This is a genomic window from Dyadobacter luteus (assembly GCF_003383615.1).
In the GTDB taxonomy this organism is placed as follows: domain Bacteria; phylum Bacteroidota; class Bacteroidia; order Cytophagales; family Spirosomataceae; genus Dyadobacter; species Dyadobacter luteus.
This window is the reverse complement of record NZ_QNUL01000030.1, coordinates 47,293-71,190: the sequence shown is the minus strand read 5'-3', so window position 1 is coordinate 71,190 and position 23,898 is coordinate 47,293. Positions and strand designations below refer to the sequence as shown.

Sequence of the window (23,898 nt, the reverse complement as noted above, 5' to 3'; positions counted from 1 at the left end):
GCTTGTCAAAAAGTTAGAATGAAACATTTAAACCAACTGTGATTGTCCTTGGAATAGCGATTACATTGATGTCTGCACGCTCCGGATCAGGACCTGCAAACTGTTTTGATTTGATCAGAAACAGGTTTTCTGCCATCACATACACACGCAGCCTTTGCAGTTTGATTTTTTCAATCAGTTTTGAATCAACCGCATAACCAAGCTGAACGTTTCTCAGTTTGAAATAGGACGTATTCACATTGAAGTAATCAGAAGCCCTAGTTTCATTGTTGGCATCCGAAAGTGACAAAGCAGGGATTTTAGAGTTGGTATTCTGCGGTGTCCAGGCATCGAATACGCCTGGTCCTGAGTTTTCGCGTCCTCTGATAAAATTGTTGTAGAAAGTGTAAGCGTCAAAGCCAGATCTTCCGGCAACACCTGATCCGAAGATCGCAAGGTCAAAGTTTTTGTAAAAGGCTTCGATTTTCAGGTTGTATTCAAAAGCAGGGAGAGTGGTTCCGAAAAACACGCGGTCAAGATCATCAATTCTGCCATCGCCATTCGTATCTACGTAACGAATGCGGCCCGGGCCTGCGCCCACCTGCGTCGGGGCGGCGTCTACTTCCTGCTGGTTTTGGAAAAGACGATCAGTTTTGTATCCGAATAAGTCAAATTGTGAATGGCCCAGGATTGTTTGCGTAACATTTCCGGGATAAGCAGCACGTACTTCCTCTGGCAATACGGTGATTTTATCGCGGAAACGGCTTACACCCGCCATGATGTTGTAGGTGAAATCACCCTTAGGTTTGGCATAATAACCTACAGAAAACTCGAATCCATTGTTTGATTTCTGTGCACCATTCACCACTTTCAGCTGACCTTCACCTACTGCTGAAGCGATAGGAGGGGTAATCAGAATATCGCTTGTTTTACGGGTGAAGTAATCCAGAGATCCCTGAATACTACCGTTTAAAAAACCAAAATCAACTCCGAAATTGGCTTCGTCAGTGGTCTCCCACTTCAGGTTCGGGTTGGCTCCCTGTATGGAAACAATACCCGAAGGCAGGTTCCCTGTGTTGGCTCCGTTCAGATCATAGGCCGTTCCAATGTTGTAAAACTGATCAAAGAAACTATTGTGTCCGTCAGGGAATTGCGAGCGGCGGGCTCCGTAACGTGTGTCATACAAGCCGAACCTTGCCAGGTCACCAATCTCCTGATTTCCTACGCGGCCTACGCCGGCACGAAGTTTCAGGTTACTGATGGATTTCATGTTTTGCATGAATGCTTCACGATCAATACGCCAGCCTACGGAGGCCGCAGGGAAAATTCCGTAGGCATTCGCTTTTCCGAAGCGCGAGGAGCCGTCCCGACGTATGGTAACAGCCGCAAGGTATTTATCTGAAAACCCGTAGTCAATTCTGGCAAACTGAGATAGTAACCTACTGCCTGATCCGGTTCCTGTGATATTGGCATTGCCGGTTCCTGCGTTCAGTACGAAGTAATCTTCTGTCTGCTGGGCAAATCCCTCTTTACGTGCAATCTCAAAATTAAGATCGTTTTTAATTGCTTCTATTCCACCCAGCAGTTTGAAATGATGCTCGCCCAGATCAAAATTGTATCGGATCGTATTCGACCAGGTGGCGCTCAGGTAACGGTTTTGGTCAATGGTAAGACTGTTGTTGGTACGGCCAAATGAGCCTTCTTCAAATGCCTGCTCAATGTTTTTAAAATAGTAACTCGCATTGTCCATACCAAGGCTGGTACGTAGGTAAAGATGTTTGATTGGTTCAATTTCAGCAAATACATTTCCAAACAAAGTCACACGGTGTGTGTTGTCCCATTTGTTGATCTCCTGCATGTGCAAGGGGTTGTTTCTGTCCGAATAGCCTGAACCTATACCGCCACCCCAGCTACCGTCTTTGGCATAGACAGGAATGGTTGGCGCCAGCGTAACGGCCAGCCCGGTCGTGGCCGCGCCACCAATGTCAGTGGATACGAGTCTTTCGTTGGAAGAGGCAAGCTGCACATTCGCGCCAATTTTGAGTTTACCGTCAAAGGCGCTTGTCAACGCATTGATTCGTCCGCTCAGCTTGTCATAATTGGTATAGCGGAGCATTCCGGTGTTTTTGAAATAGCCCAGGTTGATCTGCAGCGAGGAGGTTTTGTTTCCACCCGAGATCGTCAGTTCATTATTGGTGACAATGCCTGTTTTATACAATTCTTTTTGCCAGTTGGTGTTCCCGGCTGGCATATTGGCGTTTCCTCCGACAAGTGGTTGCACCGTCACGCCATTCAATACCGGATTGGCAAAATCTTTATTCCAGTCAAACTGATAGAGTGCACCGTAACCGTCTTCGGGATTTACGCCGTCATTCACCGATGCCTGCCAAAGGGCTCGTCCGCGATCCACTGAATTGAGCATCTTAAATCTGGCATACTTTTCAGATTGTGCTGATACACTGGTATTAAAATCAATGGTGATTTTGCCATCTGCATTGGCACCGTTTTTCGTAGTAACGATAATCACACCATTCGAAGCTCTGGAACCGTAAATCGACGAAGCCGATGCATCTTTCAACACCTGAACAGATTCGATTGAGTTTGGATTAAGTCCCTGGAACACCTCAGGCCGTTTGGTAGGTACACCGTCAATGATATAAAGCGGATCGGTATTGCCAAGCGTGTTGGCCCCGCGTATCAGAATACGGGAATTGGCGCCGTTGGGAGAACCGTTTTTCTCAATATACAAGCCTGGAACACGTCCCTGCAGCGCCTGCATAGGGTTCCCGGAACTGATGTTTTTGAGCGGAGTCATATCTACAATGGCGATAGCTCCTGTCAGGTCTTCTTTTTTCGAGCTGGTATATCCCACCACAACCACTTCATTCAAACTCTTCTGGTCATATTCCAGCGTCACATCCAGCGTGGATTGATTTCCGACGGGCAACTCTTTGGCAACCATGCCTACATAAGAAAAAACAAGCGTGGCCGAAGATGCCACAGAAATGGAGTACTTCCCGGCAGCATCACTTACGGCTCCGTTGGTTGTGCCTTTTTCGAGTATGCTCACACCAGGGAGGATTTCTCCGTCCGTTGCTTTGATGGTCCCGGACACCGAAACCTTGCTTTGTGCCCATGCCATTTGGATGCAGCACAGCATGGCAAATGCCATGAAGAGTAATCTTTTGTTCATAAATTTATTGGTTAGAGATTAGAAGATGATCAAGTTCTGTTTCGGATATCTCAGGAGTGGCCCCGGAGTGGGAGGCTACCAATGCACCTACTGCACAGGCTTTTTTGAGCGCAGAATGGATAGATGAACCGGAAATACATTCTTTTAGAAACATGGCCAGGAATGAGTCGCCGCTACCTATGGTATCTTCCACCTGTACTTTGTATCCGGCTTGTGTATGAAAGCCATCTTTGGAAAGCACCACTGCGCCTTCTGCGCCGAGTGTGACACAAACCAGTTTTAGATTGAAACGCTCGTAAAGGAACTTCATTTGAGTTTCCACGTCAGGTTGTATGCCAAACCAGTCGCAGACAATAGCCAACTCGTGCTCGTTTACTTTCACAATATCGGCCTGCTGTAGCAAATATTCAGTAGTTTCTCTGTCGAGGTGAGGCGGACGGATATTTACATCAAATACTTTCAGGTTAGCTAATTTCAGTAGTTCAAAAAGAGTATCCCGCGATTGCTGGCTGCGTACTGACAGTGTACCATATACGAAGACATCTGATTCTTTCACGACTTGCTGGTTTTCAGCTGTAAGCTGAATATAATCCCAGGCTACAGGCTGGACAATTTTATAAGTGACCTCCGTTTTATCCGTCAGATTAACTTTTACAACTCCGGTTAGGTGCGTTTTGCCGGTTTGTATGAGTCGGGTGTTAAAGCTTTGATCGTTAAGATAGTCCATCAGCTCTATGCCCAGGTCATCATCGCCGACACGGCTGATGAATGCGGGATTCAAACCGAAGTTTTTAAGGTGTATAGCCACATTCATGGGTGCGCCTCCAGGTTGTTTTCCGGTAGGCAGCATGTCCCAGAGCATTTCTCCGAAAACGGTTATTGTTGGTGTCATATAGGTTGAGATTGGTATTTGAGTAGAAATCCCCTCTTGGAAGGAGAGCCCGATAGGGCGGGGTGGGTATACATTCGCTAATGCAAAACCATCGTTTTGTCGGTGCGCTCCAGGGAAGTTCCTTTGGTTTCAGGCATGATGCGCCACACGAAAATGAGTTGCAAAATCATCATCACCGCAAAGAAGGAAAAGGTAATTCCACCGCCGAGGTATTCGGAAATAATAGGGAACGAAAACGCAATGATGGCCGCCATAAACCAGTGGGTGAAACTGCCCAGTGCCTGTCCGTTCGCCCTGACTTCATTTGGGAAAATTTCGGAGATAAATACCCATATCACAGCACCTTGCGAGAAAGCGAAAAAAGCAATGTAGACGAAAAGGAAAACGGGAACACCAGTAAAATCCTGTAGGAAAAATGCTCTCGCTACAAGACCAAGTGTGATGATAACGCCGACCGAACCTATCGCCATGAGTGTGCGCCGTCCGAAACGATCTATGAAATTGATTGCCAGAAGGGTGAACGCAAAGTTGACAAAGCCAATGCCGGCAGATGACAGAAATGCTGCTTTTGCTCCCAGTCCTGTCATTTCAAAAATACGGGGACTATAATAAATAATGGCATTGATACCCGATACCTGATTAAATACAGCAAACAGAATAGCAAGGGTAACAGGCGTTTTGTATTTGGCTGAAAACAGACGGGCGGTAGGTTGATCCTTCGCGTCTTCGTTCGCATTCAGAATAGCAAACAAAGTTTCTTCACTTGTCTTGTGGTCAATGATATTGAGTATTTCCCTGGCTTGCTGTACATCGCCTTTTTTCATAATCAGCCAGCGCGGACTTTCCGGTACATACAATATGGCGAGCAGAAAAATCAGCGAGGGCAAAGCCTGTACACCCAGCATCCATCTCCATGCGTTTTCTCCCAGATCCTGCATGAAGTAATTGGAGAAGTAGGCGATCAGAATACCGAATACCACATTGAACTGAAACAATCCTACCATTTTCCCCCGTGATCTGGCAGGAGAAATTTCAGAAATGTACATGGGTGCGGCAACCGAAGAGGCACCAACTCCCAACCCGCCGAGAAATCTGAAGAATATGAATATGTACCAATCAGTAGCGAGTGCTGAGCCAAGTGAGGAAACCAGATATAAAACGGCTATCCAGAATAGGGTAGTTTTTCTTCCGAGTTTATCAGCCGGAATTCCTCCAAGCATAGCACCAAGTACGGTGCCTATGAGTGCAATTGATACGGTAAAACCGTGCTCAACTGCCGACAAATTCCATAAATGCTGAATGGCTTTTTCTGCTCCCGAGATTACTGCTGTATCGAATCCAAAAAGGAATCCTCCAAGCGCGACGACAACAGACCAAACTAATACCTTACTGTTTTTCATTGGTAGTTCTGATTTTTTGTCAAAACTACCGGTACTGATTGCTTCGAATAACTAAATATTATCTCAAAAAAGTTAAACTTTGATACAGTGGTATTTTAGAGGTATATAATTATGATTATCAGTGAATTAGCTGACTGTTTAAAATTTGATACATGTGAAGACTTTCAATTCTGATACATACTGTTTCAAAATTGTATCATTTGTAAATATTTAATCTCTAATGAAATAGAACGTTAGGGGGAATGAATTATATATTAATGCAGTAGTTCAGGATTTTTTATACTCCATCGGGGTTTGATTATATTTTGATTTGAAAGCAGTAGAGAAGTACGTAGGTGAAGAAAAACCTACCTTGTATGCAATGTCTGCTACTGTCAGGTCATCTCTTCGCAGCAGGAATCTGGCTTTATTAAGTCTGACTTGCTGGATATACTCATTCACGCTCATTCCTAAAAGCGCTTTCACTTTTCTGTAAAGCTGTACACGCGACATACCGAGGTTCTTACCGATATCTTCGACGCTCAACGAGGAATTGTCGTAATGCTCTTCGATGTATGCGGTAAATTGGGTAATAAATTTTTTGTCAAGCTTACCGGGGCTCGCTGTCGCAGATGCGTCAAGAGGCAGCTCACTAGTGTAATGCGCGCGCAGTATAGCCCGGTTTTTGAGCAGGGTTCTGATCACTTCCTGAACATACTGCAAATTGAAAGGTTTGGTAATGTAGGCATCAACGCCGGATTGCATACCTGCTATTTGTTGTTCGGTTGAGGTACGGGCAGTGAGTAATATAAGAGGAACATGAGATGTTCGGAAATCGGTTTTAAGAATAGATGTTATCTCTAAGCCATCTTTTTTTGGCAACATCACATCACAGACGATCATATCAGGAATGTGTTCAAAAGCCAGCCGCAGGCCTTCTTCACCATCTTTGGCTACAAAAACCTGATAATTGAGCTTTAATTTTTGTTCTAAAAGCTGAACCAGATCCTCGTTGTCTTCAATAATCAATACAGATTGCTCTTTTGCTGAACTGTCATGCAAAACGTGGGTATCGGTTGGCGTGCTTTCATCCTGAAGTTCAAAATTATGATCGTCGGAAAAATCTTCCGGCTGTTCCCCAAGGAGCTGATCAGGTTGAAGATGTGTATTTCCAAGTGGCAGCTCAATCGTGAAGGAAGTTTCTTTATTGGCCTGACTTCGCGCGGAAATAGTTCCTTTATGAAGAGTGATCAACTCTTTAGAGAGCGCCAGACCAAGACCCGTTCCCAGGGCCTTGTAGTTGCTTTCAGCCTGATAGAACACCTCAAAAATATGTGCAACTTCAGATTCGGTCATGCCAATTCCATTGTCTTCCACAGTAAACTGAACGCGCTCGTTGCTAATTTTTTTGATATACAGATATACCCGTCCCTTATCGGGTGTGAATTTGAAAGCATTGGAAAGCAAGTTGAAAATCACTTTGTCCAGCATAGTGGCATCATACCAAACCAATAATTCAGATTCGGAAGTGATGAGCTGGAAATCAATTTTATGTTTTGACGCAATCCTTTCAAACGAAACCATAATTTCCTTCACAAATGCGACAATGTTGTACTCCCCGGCCCGAACCTGCATCCGGTGATTGGCCAGTTTTCGGAAATCCATCAACTGATTAACAAGCCTGAGTAGTCTCAGCGTGTTTCTCCGGATCATTGAAATCTCCTTCCTGATAAAAGGATCCCGGATTTTGTCGCTGGCCAGAACATCTTCTACCGGAGCGAGAATCAGCGTGAGCGGTGTACGGAACTCGTGAGAAATGTTTGTGAAAAATTTGAGTTTAGCCTCATTTTCAATCTCAGCACTTTGTGCAAGTTGTTCAATCTGATTTTTCTGATCGGATATTTCATGGTTTTGTAACTCCAGCCGTTTATTAATTTTCCTGTTCTCACGCAGTGAATAAAAAGAAATAGCTCCGAAAATCAGCGCTAAGGCTAGTGTGATGGAAACAGTCCAGATGATGACGTTTTGATTTTCAGAAATAGCCCGCTGTTCTTCGATTTTCTTTTGGCGGCGTTCAATATCAAGTTGCTGAGCAGCCACCTTTTCGCTCTGCAGTTTCATGATCCTCACATTTGTAGAATCAATGGTCGTGATCTGCAGCCGGTTTTCTCTTTTGAAGGGTTGCTTCTGCAAAATAGCAATGGCTGTACGAATGGCTTCTTCACCGCCTGTGGGATACAGGATGGTCGCATTCAGAATGCCTTTGTCTACCAGATCAATCCCGCCATTAGGAACCGACAAGCCATCGACTCCGATCAGTCTTACCTTTTTATCAAGACCCAATTGCTTGCAGACCTTAATCGCTGCAAGAGCGCGGCGGTCGTTCTGGCAAAAAATGACATCAATATCCGTCTGGCTTTTCAATAGTTTTGTCAGCGGAGCTTCCAGTGCGTTTTTATCCCAATCACCGTCTAGTTTCGCTATCAGTTTAATCTGCGGAAAACCTTTTATAGCCGCCATGAAACCTTTGTGGCGATCTGTGTCTGCCGAGGAACCTGGTTTCTCACTGATCTCGATTACATTTCCTGCACCTTTTAAAATGGAGCCGGTATAACTTCCTGCGATTTGCCCCACTTCCTGATTGTCTGCGCCTACATAAGCCGTGTATTGATCAGAATCTGTCCGCCTGTCAAGAATGACCACCGGAATTCCCTTCTGATAAGCTTCTTCAACAACAGGCGTAATAGGTTTCGCTTCATTGGGGGATACGATGAGAAGATCAATATTTTGGTTGATCAACTCTTTAATTTGCCCGATCTGCTGGCTGCTGTTTCCACCTGCGTCTTTGGTAATAAGTCTGATCTCGGGATTGAAAGATAATTCGCGATGCATACTCTCCTGCATCGTTTTGCGCCAATCGTCGGCTCCCGTACACTGTGAAAAGCCAATGGTATATTGCTTGGTTTCTTTCGTCGAACATGCGATCAGAAAGAAAAACAGAATGAAGGACGTGAAATATTTCAAGACTTTGGGCTTATTATACGATCAGATCAAATGTATTATAAAACATGTTTGAAACAAATCATAAAAATAAACTGGTAGCACCCAACTTTGGAGAGATTGCCTTATCAATTCGGAACCCAAAGGCGGGAGGACTATTTTTTGTCCTCATCGGTATATTTATTCCAGCTTGGCTTGAATATCATTCTCAACGACTGATCTTTTGTGAAATAAGCGACCATCCAGTTGAACAACGTTCGGAATCGGTTCTTTTTGGTGATCAGTGAAATAAGATGAACAAATAACCAGGCAAACCATGCTATCGTACCGTTAAAATGCATCTTGGGTTTTGGAAGATCAGCAACAGCTTTCATCCGTCCTATGATCGCCATGGAGCCTTTGTCGGTATAGCGAAACGGCTTCAGAGGTTTTCCTTCAACCATCAGCCTGAAGTTTTTTGCCAACTGCCTGCCTTGCTGAATAGCTACCTGTGCCACCTGAGGATGTCCGGTTGCAAAATCAGGATCTGTGAGTTGCAGACAAATATCGCCGACTGCATATATGTTTTCAGTTGCATTTACTTTGTTGTATTCGTCTACGGCCAGGCGGGAACCTCTTCCGTAGCTCTCAGCAAGCAGGCCGTCGAACAATTTCCCAGTCACTCCGGCAGCCCATATCAGATTTTTGGTTGAAATTGTTTCGTCATTAGAAAGTACCACCTTATCATCGACAAAGTCCTTAACCCTGCACTGGAGTCTGATTTTGACCCCAAGCTTTCTTAACTGATCGTACGTGTCTTTCTGAGACTTTTCACTCATAGGAGAGAGTAATTCACTGGCACTGGTGATCAGATAAATGTCGCCGCCTTTTCCGATCAGCTCAGGATATTCTTTCTTTAAAATCCCGTTACGCATTTCTGCAAACATACCAGATAATTCCACGCCGGTAGGCCCGCCCCCGGCAATAACTATTGTGAGTAGCTTCGTGAGTTGATAAGAATCCTCTATGACGCTGGCTTGCTCCATCTGACGCAGAAGCTTATTTCGCATCTCCAATGCATCATCCAGCGTTTTCATAGCAATCGCGTTATGTTTCAGATTTTCATTTCCGAAGTAGTTAGTTTTTGCTCCGGTTGCGAAAATCAGGTAGTCATAAGTTAATTCTCCACTCGAAAGAATTACCTTATTCTCTTCAGGAATTACACGTTGCAAATAGCCCAGTCGGAACTTCACACTTTTAAGCCCGCGGAAAAGTTTGCGGAATGGGTAACTGATGCTGGATGGTTCTAAAAAACCGGTAGCAACCTGGTAGATCAGCGGAGGGAAGAAATTGTAGTTGTTTTTATCAACCAGTATAATCTCAAATCGCTTATCATTTCCAAGTGCGCGGGCGACATTAATGCCGGCAAAGCCTCCGCCTATGATGACTATTTTCACAGTAATTTTATTTTTAGTTAGATGCTATTTGAAAGATTGCTTAATAGTGCTCGTTTAAGGTTTTACATCAACATCATCGTCTTTCAGAATATCCTGTACGTATACCATTTTGACAAGTACCATCACCATAGCCATAATTGGCGTTGCCAGTGTAAGACCCAGCAGACCGCTAAAACTGCCGATCAGGAGCTGTGAGCCAAAAACGAGGGCTGGTGGCATGTTAATCATTTTTTTCTGTACCATGGGAGTTGCAACGCTGCTCTCAAATGCCTGCACCGCCAGATAAAGAATCAGGACATAAAGTACCTGCCCCGAACCATCCAACGAGGCAAATAACAAGGCGGGGAGCAAAGCGATAATAGGGCCAAGGTTTGGTATGAACGATAGAATTCCGGCCAAAAGACCCAACACTCCCGCAAGGGGAACGCCCAGTATCCATAAACAAATAAATGTCAGCACTCCCACTACTGTCATGGAGAAAAGTTGGCCGAGTAGCCAACTGACCAATGTATTGTTAAGATTAGTCAGTATTTCGCCTGCACGTCTCCTGCCAGTTTTAGGAACAAGCATGATCAGTCCTTCGCGGTACATACGAGGGTTAACCAAGATGAACGCTGCCATAATGATGATGATGTATAAACTGCTCAATACACCAAATGTACTCGACAAGAAGCCTGGTGCATGAGACATTACTTCTGAGCTGTTTTGAGCAATGTCGGTAGCCGAAGGTATGCTGTTGAGAATTTGTCTGCCGATTTCGCTGTTGCCCAGCTGTTGCTTCGCGCTTTCTACCGCTTCGGGTATCTGTTGTTTGAATTGACCGATTTGCTCAGATATCTTCGCCGCAAAAAGCCAGCAAATTCCAGTTGCTAATGCAAGTGTGCCCACTATGATTATTATCAGGGCAATACCTTCCTTCATTCCGGTTTTATCGTGAAGCGCCCGGGCTCCGGCCCGCATCGGAAGGGCAATCAGCAACGCACCTATGATAAACAGAAATACCTGAAAGCTGAAGACAAACAGGCCTGTCAGACCTAAGAACAATATTGTGATGCCCACCGTGATGGAAACACGTAGTGCGTATGTAGTTATTTCGCCACTGCCAGGAGAATTAGTCATCAGGATTTTTTGATATAAAACAGTTTCAATATGTAGTTGCGTCTACACATTAAAAAACCATCCCACATCAAATTATTGAATCCTTGATCCGGTAAAGTAATTTCTATATGGGTTGATAATAAGTTACTTATGTCTCATTCGGGATGGTTGTAAAGCTGGCCGGGACCATGGAGAATCGTGTACACAGTGTCCTTTAATAATCCCATCACAAAGCCCTGGGGTATTTGAAAAACATAAAAATTGGATTGAAAATCTTAATCTCTTTGGGCGTTACTTTTTTTAATATTGAAGCTGACAATTCTGTTATGATGTCCTGTAAAAAGCTAAAGGGATTTTGGTAATAATGTCGCTGAGCGTTGTAACAAAAATGAAATGATTGTGACTCATGAAATTATAGCATTCCTTGAAAACCCCGATTTTAAAAAGAGGGTTCTTGATCCAAGCGGGGAGTTGGATCATTTCAGGGATGGTTTCTGTGGGGACTGCCCGGTGAAAAAACAGGCGTTTGACAAAGCGACTGATATTCTGAGAGCCATGAACGAACAATTCCGGGAAGATATGCCTGAATCCGACTCGGTAGACAGAATGCTGAAAAAGATTCTGTCTGCCAGGTGAATTGCGTACTACTGGATGATGCAATCAGAAAATCAGTTGCATCTGAATCGTACGGTTAAATGGTTTCCAGAAGTGTGGCAACGAGCTCTATTTCATCCGGAGTGTTGAAGTAATGTGGCGATAACCGGATCGCAAACTGTTCTTTTCTAGTAGTTTCAGTGATTGGTACAGTATTGAGTTTACTCACTGAATAATAGATATTGTTTCGTTGTAAATGGGTTTCCACCTCTGCTATGGTTTTAGAAACAGCGTTCAGCGTAATAATATTGCTGAGCTGTGTTCCCCGGTCAAGCACCTGAATTTTCTCATTTTTTGACAAAAGTGTTCGCAGTTGTTGAGAGAGTTGCTGATCGTATTCCGCAATGCGATGAATTCCTATATGATTGATGTATTTCAAGGTTTCGGCAAATCCGATTACAGATATATATGAGCGATCAAACAGCTCGAAGCGCCTGGCTGTTTGATGTATTTTAAAATGTTGTGAATCAATCCATTCAGCTCCGCACATATCAGGAAATAGAGGCAGGGTATTCTCTCGAAGTATCTTATTCGAAACATATAGAATACCAGTGCCTCTCGGCCCTCGCAGAAATTTGCGACCAGTTGCCGTAAGAAAATCACATCTGATTTTTTGCACGTCCACAACCATTTGCCCTACCGACTGGCAAGCATCAACGAGGTACAGGATATCGTACTGACTGCACAGCTCGCCGACTGTTTCCACATCCTGTACCAGTCCTGAATTGGTAGGTACGTGCGTAACAGCTACCAGGATTGGTTTGTGTTTGATGATCAGTTCTTCGAAACCTGCAATATCCAGACTATTATCAGCCCGGTTTTCAGCCCTTATGATCTGCACACCGAACCGCTTTTTCAATGAAAGAAATGCCAGCTGGTTGGATATGTAATCATAGTCGGTGGTGATGATTACATCCCCGCTGCGAAAAGGAATGGACGACAACGCCTTCGCATAGGCGTCGGTGGCATTGTAGGAAAATGCAATATTGGAATCTTTACAATTCAGTAAGCGGGCTGCCTGTGTGTAAAAATCCTGAATCGCTTCTACGTATGCCTGCACTACCTTATATCCGCCATGCATCTGCTCCTCCAGTAAATAGGCGGTCATTTTATCTGCAACAGCTTGCGTTACCAATGATGAACTTGCGCTGTTGAAAAATACTTTGTCGTGACAACCGGGTGTGTCTTTCCTTATTTGTTGTATATCAAGCATTTTGGATGAAGTATTGGTCGGGGTAATTGTTTAGAATTAAATAGCTTTTTGCTTCAGGAGATCAATTTGATTTTTGGTAAAACTTATTCAACCGGTTGCACTGTTTTTGATGATGGAGTTTTGATACTCAACAGAAAAATGGTCGAAATTACACATATACTGCCGATCCATTCAGGTCCTGAGAACGATAGCTTTAGCCAGATCATCGCCAAAATAGTTGCCGACAATGGCTCTGCGGATGCAAGTAAGCTCGCTTTTTGCGCTCCGATGATTTTCACGGCATTCATATAAGAATAGAATGCGATGAGCGTACCCAAGGTAATGATGCCAAAAACGCACAGATAAGTTTGCATATCCCAGGTGCCTGATACATTCCATGGAGCATGTACAAAAGAAAAGGCGATTCCTCCGACTAGCATACCCCAGCCGATAACCATAGAAGCCGAATATTTGGCCAGCAACGCCGCAGGCTGAATTGAATAAACTGCCAGCGTAACAGCCGAAGCAATACCAAACAGCAGTGCCGGAGTTGAAATGTTGAGGCTGTTCATATTACCTCTCGTAACCAATAGTACCGTCCCAAGCACTGCCAGCAGCGTGGCAACAATTTCAATCAAACGCGGAACTGCCCGGTTTTTTAAAGCAAGGTATAGCACAATCAGAACAGGGCCTGTATATTGAAGCACTGTGGCAGTAGCTGCGTTGGAGTGTTTGATGGCAGCAAAGTACGTATACTGAACGGCAAGCATTCCTGCAATACTGAATACCAGAAGCTGAACGGCATCCGTTTTATTACGCCATACGGCGGTCAGTTCGGAGTGCTCCCGGACTTTTGAAAAAGTGAGTAACAGAATTCCTGAGATCAGCAACCGGACTGTGATCAGCCATTCGACATTAATACCTCGTTGCTGAAAAAGAAATTGTCCCAGTGTTCCTGAGACACCCCATAAAATTGCTGCCAGGATCGCCAGCAAAATACCTCTCAATGCAGATGGTTGCATACTGTGATTCGTTTTTAAATGCGACTGCAAAATTCAGTCATTCCTGCTGCATTATTTCTTACATTTTTGGTGCTTATTTGCAATTTTGTTTCATGTTGATTTGAATATGGAAGAACTTGATCCTTTCGATTTTGCGATTCTCAGGATATTGCAGGAAAATAATATGACTCCCCAACGTGAGATCGGAGAGGCGGTGGGGCTATCTGCGGCTGCGGTTCAGCGTCGTATCAAGCGAATGAGGCAATCCGGCGTTATAGAAGCCGACAGAAGTGTGATCAATCGTGGAAGAGTAGGAGCAATGGTTACGCTGATTGTCGAAGTGTTTATGGATAGTGAGAAAATTGAATTTATTGATCACACCAGAAACACGTTCGAAATTGCACCGGAAGTACAGCAATGCTATTACGTTACGGGCGAATCGGATTTTGTGCTGGTGATTCTCACTGAATCCATGCAGGCTTATGAAAAGCTGACCAGAAGAATCTTTTTCAGCAATCCGAATATCCGCCATTTCCGGACGATTGTGGCAATGGATGTGATCAAAGCGGGAATGACGATTCCTGAGGGGTTTTTGAAGAAGAAGTAGTGTTTAGACGAATATCTAACTAATTAAATAAATATATTGAATTATCTCTCGCTTATGAAAAAGTATCTCCTGATCAGTTTAATTATTATCTTATTAGCCTTTTTTGAGATTTCCTGTATGTCTGATGTCGGATCTGAAATTGTTGATACACCTTCTCAGATTCGAAATAAGATAGTTGGGAAGTGGGCGCTCAGTGATAAAAACTTCCGAACTTCGACAAATGAAAATGGATATGTTCATTTTTTTGAGGGTGGTGATTATGTTTTGGCGGGCTCCCTGGGGGTAGTGTCGACAGGAAACTATGAGATAAAGGAAGACGGAAATGTGAGATTAGGGGCATATGCTGTTATAAGCAATTTGAAAGTGGATAAGGAAAAGGTGGGATTCACAATCACCGTAGATGGCAAGACAACTGATGTTTCCGGAGCAAAAATCCATGTGTTAACCCAAACAGAGATAAGCTCTTTATTATCCAGGAAGTGGAAAATGTTGCCTGCAGAAAACGGGAAGGACAGCCTGGCACTGGTTTCGAAAACATATGTTACTTACAATTTATCAGGTACATATGATATTGAAACCTATACGTTTGACCGGGATAACAGTTCTCCTCCTCTTTCCCTAAGACGTAACTGGAAATTCCATGATACACTTCCTGACAGATTTGTGTATAAACAAAGCAATTCTACTATATATCGGGATCATGATTTTACCATCATTAGAGAGCTTACTCCTGATATGCTGAAAATCACAGAATCGCATTACTATGGGATTAGTAACTACACATTTGTTCCGGCTGAATGACATATTCGTAACCATATTGTAATGTGCTTAGGTGTAATCTGTGGCAAAAATTTTGTTAAATCACAGTACAACTACCAACGAGGTTGCCTTTATTACATGGAATCATTGAGAATAATTCCCCCCGCGGGATAATTTGGGTACCTTTCATTGTATAGTAGGTGAAAGTCAGAATTGAGTTAATGCAAAAGCGATATACAGATTACAACTTACAGGATTTTGTGTCGGATGAAAATTTCAGGAGCTGGATCAAAAAAGGTAAACCGGCTGATGAAATCTGGACATCCCTCCTGGCGGAAAAGCCTGTGATGGCCGGAGTAGTAAACGAGGCGGAAATAGTCATTCAAAAACTTTCTACGCAGAATCCTGATCGAAATGTTTTGAGGCAGCCTAAGATCTGGCAGACAATTGAATCCGGAATAGGCTCAGTAGACGAAAAGCAGAAAAATACCGGAAAGATTTTCAACTCAGTTTATGTCCGTGCTGCTGCTGTGTTGGTGCTGGTTGCGGGATTAACTGTTTCAGCGTGGTTGTACTCCATTTCTGGGATGAACCGCTTCACCACGGTCAGTGGTGAGCAAATACGTGTAGCACTTCCTGAGGAGTCGGTGGTATTGCTGGGCGCCAATTCTACCCTGGAATTCAGGAAAAACTGGAAGCCCGGTAAAATTCGTGAAGTATGGGTGGATGGTGAAGCACATTTTGAAGTAAAACATCTGAATAAAGACAGTAAAAAAGTTGTTCTGGCTCACAAATTTGTCGCACATATTCAGGATAAGCTGGATGTGGAAGTATTGGGAGCTGTTTTCAACGTGAAATACCGAAAGGATAAGGCGCAGGTGGAACTGGAGTCCGGCTCGGTAAAAGTGACAGATTCGAAAATGAGCCTGTTGTTGCAACCAGGAGAGACTGTAACCAAAGTCGGAATGCAACCAGTAGCCCGAACTCCCACCGATCTGACATTGATCTACAACTGGACAGATCGTGAACTGATCATGGATCAGGCCAAGGTGGGTGATGTGCTGGAAACCATTGAAGACCGGTTTAACAAACCAGTCCGACTGGTCGGGGACGGTTTGCAGGAAAGATTGCTGGATGGAATACTTCCCCTGGATAAACAGAAAGATACTATTCTGGCTTTAGCTGCTGTCCTGAATGCAAAGGTTCAGGTTAAAGATGAGGCGATTATTCTTACATCAGAGAAGAAATGGCAGTGAAGAGGGGAGTGATCACATACTATCAGAAAGGATTTTGGTTACCAAAAGATCGCCGAAATCCTGGAAATCAATATAGGAGGGGTTTATAAACTCATTTACCGGGCATTGGATGTGCTCAGGTCGTCTGCAAAAATGGGGATTTGAGGTATTGGAAAAGTTTTGACAAGCTGCTTTTGAAGTTTCATGCTTGGCTATTGAATATACAGTGGTTACATTTGGGACGTTATCAGAAAACCCAATGGTATGAAACGCTCAGCGAATGTTTTAATTCTATCAATAGCTATGCTGTTCGGGCTGGCAGCTTGTAAAAAGGATGAGGTCGAGAAGTCCCTGGAAAACACAAGCTGGGAATTTGCGTTGCAGGATTCCGATCCAACGGAAGGAGAGATCCTTGAATCATCTGTTTATTATCCCTGGACGTATTGTAATCGTATCGCCTACGAATTCAGTTTCGATAGCAATGGTAAGCTGGCCGTTAAGCAAACACAACCAGATTGCGACCCGATTCTTCCTTCTTTCTTTAAGGCGGGTTCTCATCAGTATGTTTACAATCCCGATGAGCGTAGGTTAATAATAGATGGTACCGAGTTTAAGGTATCTCTGGTTACTGACGATTTTTTGAGGTTGCATCTTGCGACGCCCGTAGCGGGTGGGTTTTCCAATTATATTTTCCTCTTTTCACGGATAAAATAAAATCCACTGGAGCTTTCGTTCCTGAAAGTTCCAGTGGATACGCCTGCGAATTGATATAGGTGTGCTCAAATTGTAGCTACTCTCCACCAGATAATTTATGATTCTTACTTAACCAGCAAAGTTCGCTCCATTTTAGGCGCTGCCAGCTCGAAGGACTTCGACTGTTTTTCTCCGTTGCAGATCACCTCAATCTGATATTTACCGGCAGATAAATCGTCCACATTCAGCGTTCTGCCAAATTGCTGCAGATTTTTACCGACCGTTTCTCTGTAAATGATATTTCCCTTTTCATTTCTGAGGTAAATGGTAGTATTGGCTTCGGTGTTTACTTTTTCTACTAATACTCTGATGGTTCCTTTAGTTGTGGCATAGATTCCCGTTCCGAATCCTGCAGATTTTTTAGTTTCCTTATCTTCAGCGTTTGCTGTGAAGGCAGTAGCGACAAATGCAAAAACGAGTGCGAGATATTTAACTGATGTTTTCATGGCTAACAGATATGTTATTGTTATGGCTAATAATTCTCTCTAAGAACATAACAAATGTAATGGCTATAACAGGTACTATGTATAACAAAGTACACGAGCGGTAGCAGATCGGTGACGAATGGTTTCAGGGCTTAAAAAGACATTCTTCGCCGCTCTAAAACTGCAAAAGGTTCGAATTTTTCCGAAATGCCCGGATTAATTCTTTTCTTCGCAGTAACATTCCTATACTAAAACAATGAAGTTCCTGTATAAGCTGATTCTGATAAACCTGATTTTTATGTCTTTTGCTCTGGCGCAAAAGCCGTTGCCGGGGCCTGAGGTAACCTATAGAAATCCTGTGATAGCCGGAGACTTTGCTGATCCGTCGGTAATTCGTGTTGGTGATACTTATTATGCTGTAGGTACTTCTTCTGAATGGGGGCCGGCTTATCCGATCTATACTTCGAAGAATCTGATCGACTGGGAATACGTAGGACCGGTATTTGATACATTACCCGAATGGACAATGGGCAGTTTCTGGGCTCCTGAGCTATACTTTCGCAATGGAGTTTACTATTGCTATTATACAGCCCGCCGCAAATATGACAAACAATCCTATATAGGTGTAGCTACTACAACAGATCTTAAGAAAGGTTTCAAAGACCATGCTGTAATCATTGAATGGACCAAAGAAGCTATTGATGCTTTCGTGGTTGAAGACAAGGGCAAACTATACATTACATGGAAAGCGTATGGTTTGGATAAGGACAGAGGAATTGAAATCCTCGGAGCCGAATTGTCGCCGGACGGTTTGCAGGTTATTGGCAAAGAGTTTACAATAATCAAAGCCGATCCCGCCGGCTGGGAATCTGGAATGGCAGAAGGGCAGGCCATTTTCAAAAGAGGTAATTATTGGTATATGCTGTATTCTGGCAATGCCTGCTGTGGTGCGGAGTGCGATTATCAGGTAGGTTTTGCCCGGGCTGAAAAGCTTCAGGGACCCTGGGTTAAGTTTGAAGGAAATCCCGTGTTGTTTGGAGACGACACCTGGAAATGTCCGGGACACGGTACAGTCGTGGTCACACCTGAAAATCGCTATTTCTATTTACATCACGCCTATAATGGCGTTGATTTCACATTTGCAGGGCGACAAGGCGTTTTATCTGAATTGGTATGGAATGAAACTACCAAGTGGCCGGTATTTCGATATGGTCGTACTACTCCGGCACAGGCGCAGTCTCCGGCCGGACCTGTAGCAGTGATCAATCCCAATTTTATCGTCAATTATGAAAGAGATACTGTTACTACGCCATGGACCTACGATGTAAGTTTTCCTAAACCTGTATTTGATGTGAAGAATGGTGCTTTGCAAATAGAAAACACAAATCAGATCTACGCAGGTAATTTCCTTGGACTCACCGTGAAAAATGGGAATTATTCGTTTATGGCGGAGGTGATTGGTAAAAAGGATTTATTACAAAGTATTGTCATTTATGGCGATGCAAATAATGCGATTGGTTATGGCGCCACTGAAGATCATATTGAGATGTGGCAGGTCAAAGACGGCATCCGTGAGGTGCTCAAACGCCAGGATATTCCCGAAAAGTATAATGATATTGAACTGAAACTGAATACACGCTTCGGCAGGTATTACGAATTTAGCTGGGGCGTGAAGGGGCATAAGATAGATTCGCTCGGGAGTGCGATACGCATGGAGGCTCCCTGGTTGCCGCGGTGGGACAGAGCTCCCAGAGTAGGCGTGAATGTATATGGAACCGGGGAAGGCAAGGCAGAAATCAAAGCAGCTCAGATGACTTATGACTAAGCTGGTCGACATTGCAACGAACAGAGACTTATATTCTCCTGTTAATTTTAAATAATAGAATAAAAACACAAAATATTTATACAAAAGTTTGTGTAACCAGATTTTGCCTCTATATTTGCATTCAACCTTGTTGAATGAAGTGAAACAAAATGTAATTTAGTAAACAAGGTTGAAGTGTATGTCAACAGAAGAAGGTAACGCGCTTAATATTGGTGACCGGATACGGATATTAAGAACAAGTCAAAAAAGAACTTTGCAGGAGGTTGCCGATGGCAGTGAGCTATCGAAAAGTATGATCTCCAAAATTGAGAATAACAAAACAGTTCCGTCGGTGGCAGCGCTGATTAAGATTGCGCAGACGCTGGGGACGAACATTTCAAGTTTGCTGGAAACGGAAGAATGGCTGAGTGCTATTCTGACATCGAAACAAAAAGCAGAGGACAATCTGACGAAAACTGAAAAGGGATATTTCATTTATCCGTTTGGACCGGAATATCATCAGAAGAAAATGCAGCCTATGCTTTTTGTCGCCAGAAAGGGGGAAGTGAAGGAACATGAATTATCACACGAAGGTGAGGAATTCATTTATGTCATTGACGGAGAAATGAAGATGACCGTTGGTGATAATGAATACCATCTTAAAGCCGGAGATAGTATGTATTTCAACTGTCTTCAAAAGCATGGAATTATGCCGGTGTCTGCGGAGGTCCGGTATCTGGATATATTCGTATAGTCTGGTACGTTTAAACACACATCTTACATGCAATGCTCACTTTGGCATTGTGCAGAAATTACCGTTTCCGATTTAGCTGATTCGTCAGTGCCGTTTACTGTCCTGCATAGCAGGGCCAGTATGAGTGTATTGTGTTAAAATCTGACTATTCCTGCCGTATCTGATACGCATGGAGCTTCTGAACCTGCGCTTTCCGGTAAGCCAGGGTGTAGGATGTTATTGCCCTCATCATAACCTTGTTACAACCATGAAGAAAATATGCTGACACTGTTAAAGGCAGGCGCAAAACCTGCATTCTTGTAATTAATTCCGGTATTGCTGAATACCAGATGACGCCTTATTGCCCGATCCTGATCGTTGTTGACTGATTGAAAAGGACAGCTGGAATCGTGCATTCCGGCATCGCTAATGATTGATAGTATTTCGTGATTTCCTATGATTGCCGGTGGCCGTAAAATCGTGCTACAGGCTAGCTATTGTCCTGTAACAGGTATTTGCTAGTGGCAGGTCAGAAAGAATCCAAATGAAATTTACAGGTATAAACCCATTGTAAACGCTTATTTGAATGAAAAAGCAGGTATGCTACCGTATTCCTGCAACAGCATGGATTTTGCTGTTGGGGTTACTATTTTCTTGCCCGCACCATTTATTTGCCCAACAGGTGAGGGAGTTGACGGGCACAGTCCGGGATGTTGGAGATAAAACGCCGATGCCAGGCGTGAATATTCAGGCAAAAACAAGCAGCACTAACGCTGTTACAGATCAGAACGGAAAGTACAGCATCAAGGCTGTCTCCGGAGAAGTACTGGTGTTTTCATTCGTTGGATATGTGACTCAGGAAATTGTGTTGGGTTCGCAGACTGCGCTGGAAGTGGAATTGAAATATGATGATAAAGCGCTCGACGAAGTTGTGGTTGTAGGTTACGGAACCCAGCGCCGTGCTTCGGTAACGGGTGCAGTAAGTGCAATCACCTCCGACAAGCTCACGCAAACGGCCGCCACAACCACTGCTGACGCACTTGTCGGAAAAATGCAGGGTATTACCACCCGATCTACCAATAGTTATGAAGGAGACGCACGTCCGGGTTCGCCGGCTGTGTTGCAGATCAGAAACATGGGAGAGCCGCTTTTTATTATTGATGGTATTCCGCAGACGAGTGGACAGTTTAACAATTTGAATGTCAATGATATTGAAAATATTTCTATACTTAAAGATGCATCAGCCTCGGTGTACGGCTTCCGTGCAGCCAATGGCGTAGTTTTGGTCACCACCAAAAGAGGACGAAATCAGACGCCTCAGATCAATATCAATGGTTATTATGGCTGGCAAAATCTGACACGGTTTCCTTTCGAAACACCGGCAGACGCTTACCTTTTCCATCTGACCAGAGCAGAGTCGCAGCAGAACCGTGGCCTGCCAGTGACTATGCCAGCGGCTGAACTGGAGAAGTGGAGACAGGGAACTGAGCCTGGTTACCAGAGTTTTAATCAGTACGATTATGTCGTTAACAATCCGAATGCAGCACAATACAGCCTGAATGCAAGTGTGGCGGGAGGATCTGAAAAGACTACCTACTATTTCTCGGCAGGTCATGTAAATCAGGATTTTGTCATGAAGGGGCATGGATTTAACCGTACCAATCTTCAGTCGAATCTGCAAACCACTATTGCAAAGGGTTTTACAGTGGGCACACAGCTGAGTTATCGTATTGAAAACCGCGACAACGTGGCGATTCCAGGTAGGGAAGATCCGATATGGAATGCATTCCTGGGAGCGAACAGTTCCTGGCCGATGGATAATCCTTATGCGAACAGTAACCCGAATTATATTAACGGAAATGTGCGCTATCTCACCAGACTACCTTCGACTTATACCAAAGAAATTGCCGGCTGGCAGAAGGATGTGTGGAATAACGCGACAGGCAACTTCTTCGCCGAATATGCCTTTCCTTTCCGCCTGAAAGCCAGGGCTACGTATTCACATTCCTACAAAATGAATAAGTTTGATCGGCAGCGTTATAGCTATGATGCTTACCGTTACAATGCTGATACCGACACTTATGAAGTATATGGCGGATTTGCCAGTCCGCTGCGGAACCGTAACCGAAGAGAAGTCCAGGACAGGTTTGTACAAATGCAGCTGAGTTATGATAATTCTTTCAAAGATCATTATTTCTCAGCCGTAATGGCCTATGAGCGGTCTGACAACGACGATACTTATACAACGGTTCAGTCGGTTCCTCCGATCAATGACAACAACCTGATCAATTTTGTGGATGTCAACGATGTATCTACTACGTGGACGACTAACGCAAGGGCTTCGGTGATCGGAAAACTGAATTATGATTACAAAGGCAAATACCTGCTCGAACTGTTGGGACGCTATGATGGCTCGTATCTGTATGCACCGCAAAAACGCTGGGGATTGTTCCCAGGAGTATCTGCAGGATGGCGTATTTCGGAGGAGAAATTCATGCGGGACAAGCTTCCCTTCCTGACGGATTTGAAACTGCGTGCATCCTGGGGACAAGCTGGTAGGGAAGAAGGCGTATCGCCATGGGGCTATCTGGGCGGAGCTACCTACGGAAGCAGTGAATATTTGCTGGACGGGAAAGTGATTGTAGGGGCAAGGCCACGCGGCTTACCTGTAACGAATTTGAGCTGGGTAACAAGTACTTCCAAAAATGTAGGTATAGATCTGTCGCTTTTTGATAATAAGATATCTGCTCAGTTTGACATCTTTGAAAGGAGACTTTCAGGTCTGCCGGCATCCAGATATGACGTGCTGCTTCCAAGTGAAGTAGGTTATGCATTACCCGCAGAAAACCTGGAGTCAGAGGCCAACCGGGGTGTGGAAGGGATTATTACCTACAGCGGCAAAAAGGGAGATTTTACTTATTCTGTTGGTGTGAATGCCACGCTATCCCGCCGAAAAATTCTGGATCGATATAAGCCAAGATTCGGTAACTCCTGGGACGAATACAGAAATGCTACAGAGAATCGCTGGTCGGGTGTAAACTTTGGTTATCAGGTGGTCGGCCAGTTCCAATCGATGGAGCAGATTGAAAACTACACCATCAACAATGACGGGCAAGGTAACACCACCATGCTGCCCGGCGATCTGATTTACAAAGATGTGAACGGCGACGGCATCATCAATGACCTGGATCAGCGCCCGATTGGCTACGCATTGTATGATAATCCGATTCTTGGATTTGGTCTGACAAGCAGTTTTGGTTATAAAAACTTCTCCCTTTCAGTGGATTTTGCAGGTGGTTCGATGTACTCATTCAACCAGAATCTGGAGCTGCGATTCCCATTCCAGGGAGGGCATAATTCACCAAGATGGATGCTCGAAGACCGCTGGAGGAGAGAGGATGTTTATGATAACAACAGTGCATGGATTCCGGGCAAGTATCCTGCGATTCGGGAAAATTCGAGCCATTCCAATTACCGCAACAGCGATTACTGGCGTACAAACGTGACTTATGTACGGGTCAGAAGAATTGAACTGGGCTATGCCATACCACCGAAAATGGCAGAAAAAGTGAAGATGAAAGCGGCCAGAGTGTATGTAAGCGCGACCAATCCGTTCACTTTCGATAACCTGTCGCACATCGAACTGGATCCTGAACTCGCCATGGAATCTGGCTTACGTTATCCGTCCCAAAAAATTATCAATGTAGGTTTCAACGTGACGTTCTGATCGCGGATGTTAAAACTGATTACTAACAAAC

17 protein-coding genes are annotated in these 23,898 nt (G+C 44.1%); 8 read left to right on the top strand and 9 right to left on the bottom strand.

The window, feature by feature from the left end; all coding sequences use genetic code 11:
* Positions 1 to 13 precede the first annotated feature (13 nt).
* The 6 genes from DSL64_RS24720 to DSL64_RS24695 all read right to left on the bottom strand — a co-directional run bounded on the left by DSL64_RS24720 (position 14) and on the right by DSL64_RS24695 (position 10,998).
* Positions 14 to 3,172, bottom strand: coding sequence for a SusC/RagA family TonB-linked outer membrane protein (locus DSL64_RS24720; RefSeq protein ID WP_115833631.1), 3,159 nt, complete (start codon positions 3,170 to 3,172; stop codon positions 14 to 16).
* 4 nt (positions 3,173 to 3,176) lie between these two features.
* Positions 3,177 to 4,064, bottom strand: coding sequence for a carbohydrate kinase family protein (locus DSL64_RS24715; RefSeq protein WP_115833630.1), 888 nt, complete (start codon positions 4,062 to 4,064; stop codon positions 3,177 to 3,179).
* Positions 4,065 to 4,141: 77 nt separating this feature from the next.
* On the bottom strand, positions 4,142 to 5,464 hold the full coding sequence (locus tag DSL64_RS24710) for a sugar porter family MFS transporter (protein WP_115833629.1): 1,323 nt from the start codon (positions 5,462 to 5,464) through the stop codon (positions 4,142 to 4,144).
* Between the two features lie 267 nt (positions 5,465 to 5,731).
* Complete coding sequence (locus DSL64_RS24705) at positions 5,732 to 8,467, bottom strand: substrate-binding domain-containing protein (RefSeq protein ID WP_115833628.1); 2,736 nt, start codon at positions 8,465 to 8,467, stop codon at positions 5,732 to 5,734.
* Between the two features lie 131 nt (positions 8,468 to 8,598).
* Positions 8,599 to 9,879: an NAD(P)/FAD-dependent oxidoreductase gene (locus DSL64_RS24700; RefSeq protein WP_115833627.1), complete on the bottom strand. Its 1,281-nt coding sequence runs from the start codon at positions 9,877 to 9,879 to the stop codon at positions 8,599 to 8,601.
* A gap of 54 nt (positions 9,880 to 9,933) precedes the next feature.
* On the bottom strand, positions 9,934 to 10,998 hold the full coding sequence (locus DSL64_RS24695) for an AI-2E family transporter (protein ID WP_115833626.1): 1,065 nt from the start codon (positions 10,996 to 10,998) through the stop codon (positions 9,934 to 9,936).
* A gap of 372 nt (positions 10,999 to 11,370) precedes the next feature.
* Here DSL64_RS24695 and DSL64_RS24690 point away from each other — a divergent pair, with 372 nt between their 5' ends.
* On the top strand, positions 11,371 to 11,613 hold the full coding sequence (locus tag DSL64_RS24690) for a hypothetical protein (RefSeq protein WP_115833625.1): 243 nt from the start codon (positions 11,371 to 11,373) through the stop codon (positions 11,611 to 11,613).
* Between the two features lie 55 nt (positions 11,614 to 11,668).
* On the opposite strand, the gene DSL64_RS24685 is transcribed toward DSL64_RS24690, so the two are convergent.
* Positions 11,669 to 12,844 (bottom strand): aminotransferase class V-fold PLP-dependent enzyme, encoded by a 1,176-nt coding sequence (locus DSL64_RS24685; protein ID WP_115833624.1) that lies wholly within the window; start codon positions 12,842 to 12,844, stop codon positions 11,669 to 11,671.
* Positions 12,845 to 12,927: 83 nt separating this feature from the next.
* A complete protein-coding gene (locus DSL64_RS24680; RefSeq protein ID WP_115833623.1) occupies positions 12,928 to 13,845 on the bottom strand; it encodes a DMT family transporter in 918 nt (305 codons plus the stop codon).
* A gap of 106 nt (positions 13,846 to 13,951) precedes the next feature.
* Between DSL64_RS24680 and DSL64_RS24675 the strand changes: the two genes are divergently transcribed.
* The 4 genes from DSL64_RS24675 to DSL64_RS24660 all read left to right on the top strand — a co-directional run bounded on the left by DSL64_RS24675 (position 13,952) and on the right by DSL64_RS24660 (position 17,139).
* Entirely contained in the window at positions 13,952 to 14,431 is a 480-nt protein-coding gene (locus DSL64_RS24675; RefSeq protein WP_115833622.1) for an Lrp/AsnC family transcriptional regulator, read from the top strand.
* 54 nt (positions 14,432 to 14,485) lie between these two features.
* The gene (locus DSL64_RS24670; protein WP_115833621.1) at positions 14,486 to 15,232 is read left to right on the top strand and encodes a hypothetical protein; all 747 of its coding nucleotides are present in this window, start codon (positions 14,486 to 14,488) and stop codon (positions 15,230 to 15,232) included.
* Between the two features lie 179 nt (positions 15,233 to 15,411).
* A complete protein-coding gene (locus DSL64_RS24665; RefSeq protein ID WP_115833620.1) occupies positions 15,412 to 16,446 on the top strand; it encodes a FecR family protein in 1,035 nt (344 codons plus the stop codon).
* A gap of 243 nt (positions 16,447 to 16,689) precedes the next feature.
* Positions 16,690 to 17,139, top strand: a complete 450-nt coding sequence (locus DSL64_RS24660) for a hypothetical protein (RefSeq protein ID WP_147300416.1) — start codon at positions 16,690 to 16,692, stop codon at positions 17,137 to 17,139.
* 104 nt (positions 17,140 to 17,243) lie between these two features.
* On the opposite strand, the gene DSL64_RS24655 is transcribed toward DSL64_RS24660, so the two are convergent.
* Positions 17,244 to 17,624 (bottom strand): DUF3244 domain-containing protein, encoded by a 381-nt coding sequence (locus tag DSL64_RS24655; protein ID WP_115833618.1) that lies wholly within the window; start codon positions 17,622 to 17,624, stop codon positions 17,244 to 17,246.
* A gap of 235 nt (positions 17,625 to 17,859) precedes the next feature.
* On the opposite strand from DSL64_RS24655, the gene DSL64_RS24650 reads away from it, so the two are divergent.
* From DSL64_RS24650 to DSL64_RS24640, 3 genes are all read left to right on the top strand, one after another.
* Positions 17,860 to 19,428 (top strand): glycoside hydrolase family 43 protein, encoded by a 1,569-nt coding sequence (locus tag DSL64_RS24650; protein ID WP_115833617.1) that lies wholly within the window; start codon positions 17,860 to 17,862, stop codon positions 19,426 to 19,428.
* Between the two features lie 178 nt (positions 19,429 to 19,606).
* Positions 19,607 to 20,161, top strand: coding sequence for a helix-turn-helix domain-containing protein (locus tag DSL64_RS24645; RefSeq protein ID WP_115833616.1), 555 nt, complete (start codon positions 19,607 to 19,609; stop codon positions 20,159 to 20,161).
* A gap of 565 nt (positions 20,162 to 20,726) precedes the next feature.
* Positions 20,727 to 23,867: a SusC/RagA family TonB-linked outer membrane protein gene (locus DSL64_RS24640; RefSeq protein ID WP_115833615.1), complete on the top strand. Its 3,141-nt coding sequence runs from the start codon at positions 20,727 to 20,729 to the stop codon at positions 23,865 to 23,867.
* Positions 23,868 to 23,898 lie beyond the last annotated feature (31 nt).

Excerpts from the sequence above, each read along its gene's own strand:
- DSL64_RS24695 (WP_115833626.1), bottom strand. The coding sequence starts at position 10,998 with ATGACTAATTCTCCTGGCAGTGGCGAAATAACTACATACGCACTACGT.
- DSL64_RS24665 (WP_115833620.1), top strand. The coding sequence starts at position 15,412 with ATGCAAAAGCGATATACAGATTACAACTTACAGGATTTTGTGTCGGAT.
- DSL64_RS24660 (WP_147300416.1), top strand. The coding sequence starts at position 16,690 with ATGAAACGCTCAGCGAATGTTTTAATTCTATCAATAGCTATGCTGTTC.
- DSL64_RS24710 (WP_115833629.1), bottom strand. The coding sequence starts at position 5,464 with ATGAAAAACAGTAAGGTATTAGTTTGGTCTGTTGTCGTCGCGCTTGGA.
- DSL64_RS24685 (WP_115833624.1), bottom strand. The coding sequence starts at position 12,844 with ATGCTTGATATACAACAAATAAGGAAAGACACACCCGGTTGTCACGAC.
- DSL64_RS24655 (WP_115833618.1), bottom strand. The coding sequence starts at position 17,624 with ATGAAAACATCAGTTAAATATCTCGCACTCGTTTTTGCATTTGTCGCT.
- DSL64_RS24645 (WP_115833616.1), top strand. The coding sequence starts at position 19,607 with ATGTCAACAGAAGAAGGTAACGCGCTTAATATTGGTGACCGGATACGG.
- DSL64_RS24640 (WP_115833615.1), top strand. The coding sequence starts at position 20,727 with ATGAAAAAGCAGGTATGCTACCGTATTCCTGCAACAGCATGGATTTTG.
- DSL64_RS24690 (WP_115833625.1), top strand. The coding sequence starts at position 11,371 with ATGATTGTGACTCATGAAATTATAGCATTCCTTGAAAACCCCGATTTT.
- DSL64_RS24675 (WP_115833622.1), top strand. The coding sequence starts at position 13,952 with ATGGAAGAACTTGATCCTTTCGATTTTGCGATTCTCAGGATATTGCAG.
- DSL64_RS24715 (WP_115833630.1), bottom strand. The coding sequence starts at position 4,064 with ATGACACCAACAATAACCGTTTTCGGAGAAATGCTCTGGGACATGCTG.
- DSL64_RS24670 (WP_115833621.1), top strand. The coding sequence starts at position 14,486 with ATGAAAAAGTATCTCCTGATCAGTTTAATTATTATCTTATTAGCCTTT.
- DSL64_RS24650 (WP_115833617.1), top strand. The coding sequence starts at position 17,860 with ATGAAGTTCCTGTATAAGCTGATTCTGATAAACCTGATTTTTATGTCT.
- DSL64_RS24680 (WP_115833623.1), bottom strand. The coding sequence starts at position 13,845 with ATGCAACCATCTGCATTGAGAGGTATTTTGCTGGCGATCCTGGCAGCA.
- DSL64_RS24720 (WP_115833631.1), bottom strand. The coding sequence starts at position 3,172 with ATGAACAAAAGATTACTCTTCATGGCATTTGCCATGCTGTGCTGCATC.